General features: G+C 34.3%; 2 protein-coding genes. Both read right to left on the reverse strand.

Annotated elements, in window-relative coordinates; all coding sequences use genetic code 11:
- Positions 1-112 precede the first annotated feature (112 nt).
- Positions 113-1168, reverse strand: coding sequence for an arsenosugar biosynthesis radical SAM (seleno)protein ArsS (gene arsS / locus WBN20_RS13775; RefSeq protein ID WP_424282105.1), 1056 nt, complete (start codon positions 1166-1168; stop codon positions 113-115).
- Between the two features lie 9 nt (positions 1169-1177).
- The gene (locus tag WBN20_RS13780) at positions 1178-1513 is read right to left on the reverse strand and encodes an arsenosugar biosynthesis-associated peroxidase-like protein (RefSeq protein ID WP_424282106.1); all 336 of its coding nucleotides are present in this window, start codon (positions 1511-1513) and stop codon (positions 1178-1180) included.
- Between the last annotated feature and the right edge of the window lie 153 nt (positions 1514-1666).

Genomic DNA, 1666 nt, shown 5'->3' on the forward strand with positions numbered 1-1666 from the left:
GGCCTGAACCTCATAATTTCAACATATTCCTGAAGTTTGATATTATTCGCTTTGGCTATAGTTTTAATTTATCTTAATTCCGGACTTCTCTTAAAGACTATGGTAATGTTTTTTATATAACTGACCCCTGACAACTACTGCCTGATCCAGCAGTACAGCCATAACAATGTTGAAATACTCTAATGTTTCTATTTTGAAGTAGGTCCTCATTATATTCTTTTATATGCTTTACTTTACCTTCTACTTTTAAGTCAAGCATTTGATTAAAATCACAATCATAAAGCCATCCTTCCCAGCTTATGGAAATTGTATTTGTACACATTACGTTTTTCACCGCTTCAGGATTGTATGCATCAACTAAGGCATACATATAATCTTCATAATTTTCAGATGCAATTAAATAATCCAAAAAACGGCTTATTGGCAAATTTGTAATCGCAAACAAATCATGGAATTGTATATTAAAATCATCAAGAAGTGCTTTTTTGAAATCTATTTCCATGGATGATTGGTCTCCAGGTAAAAAAGCTCCTGACGGATTGTAAACTAAATCCAATCTCAAATTACTTCCGGGCAAACCATATCCAACCGCATTAAGTTCCTGCAGCGCTTTAATTGATTTATTGAAAACTCCTTCACCCCTCTGCTTATCAGTTTTCCCGCGAGTCCAATGTGGCATCGACGAAACAATATGGATATTATTTTTCTTAAAGAATTCAGGTAAATCAAAATATTTTTTGTTCGACCTAATAATGGTCAGATTAGACCGTACGATTATATCCTTAATACCAACCTTAAAGGCTTCCTCAACAAACCACCTAAAATTTGGATTCATCTCAGGTGCACCACCAGTCAAATCCAAAGTATGTGCTGCAGTAGATTTTATTACTTTTAAGCACTGTTCCATGATTTCTTTAGTCATGATTTCTTTTCGATCCGGACCAGCATCTACGTGACAATGTTCGCAAACCTGATTGCACATATACCCAAGATTAATTTGGAGTATCTCAAGTTGCCTTGGCTTTAGCGGGAATTGATCAATCTCAGATATTTTATCTTTGAAAGTTGGTAGTTCACCGCTTTTAAAAATTCCGTTAGATAAAATTTCTAATTGCCTTTTAACATTTGCTAATTCACTTTCTCTTTTCTTTAGGGACTTTGTTATCATTTATTATAATTACATTGATAATTTATTGTATTTGTTCATCATCTGAACACCATGAACAAGAGTTGCTCCGCTTTCAATAGCCGCGCCAACATGAACTGCTTCCATCATTTCTTCCTTGGTCATACCACGTTGTAAACCATCTTTTGTGTATGCATCAATGCAATAAGGACATTTTACAACATGTGATACAGCTAGTGCAATTAACGATTTTTCACGAGCAGTTAGAGCCCCTTCTTCAAATACTTTACCGTAATAATCAAAAAATTTTGTTCCTAATTCTTCACTCCATTCTGTAATACTGCTAAATTTTCTAAGATCTGCAGGATCGTAATAAGTTTTAGACATTCAAGTTAGTTTTATATTTAATTGCTAACGCCTGGTCGTTAGTCGCACTAAAATACGAAAGTTTACAATAAACTGGTTTATACCTAATTATATTTCCTGGCGTCTTTGGAAAGACCTCCCCGGTTTACTTAAAGAGCTTAGAACGTTTAATGG

Origin of the sequence: Eudoraea sp., from assembly GCF_049665975.1 — a bacterium.
GTDB lineage: Bacteria > Bacteroidota > Bacteroidia > Flavobacteriales > Flavobacteriaceae > Eudoraea.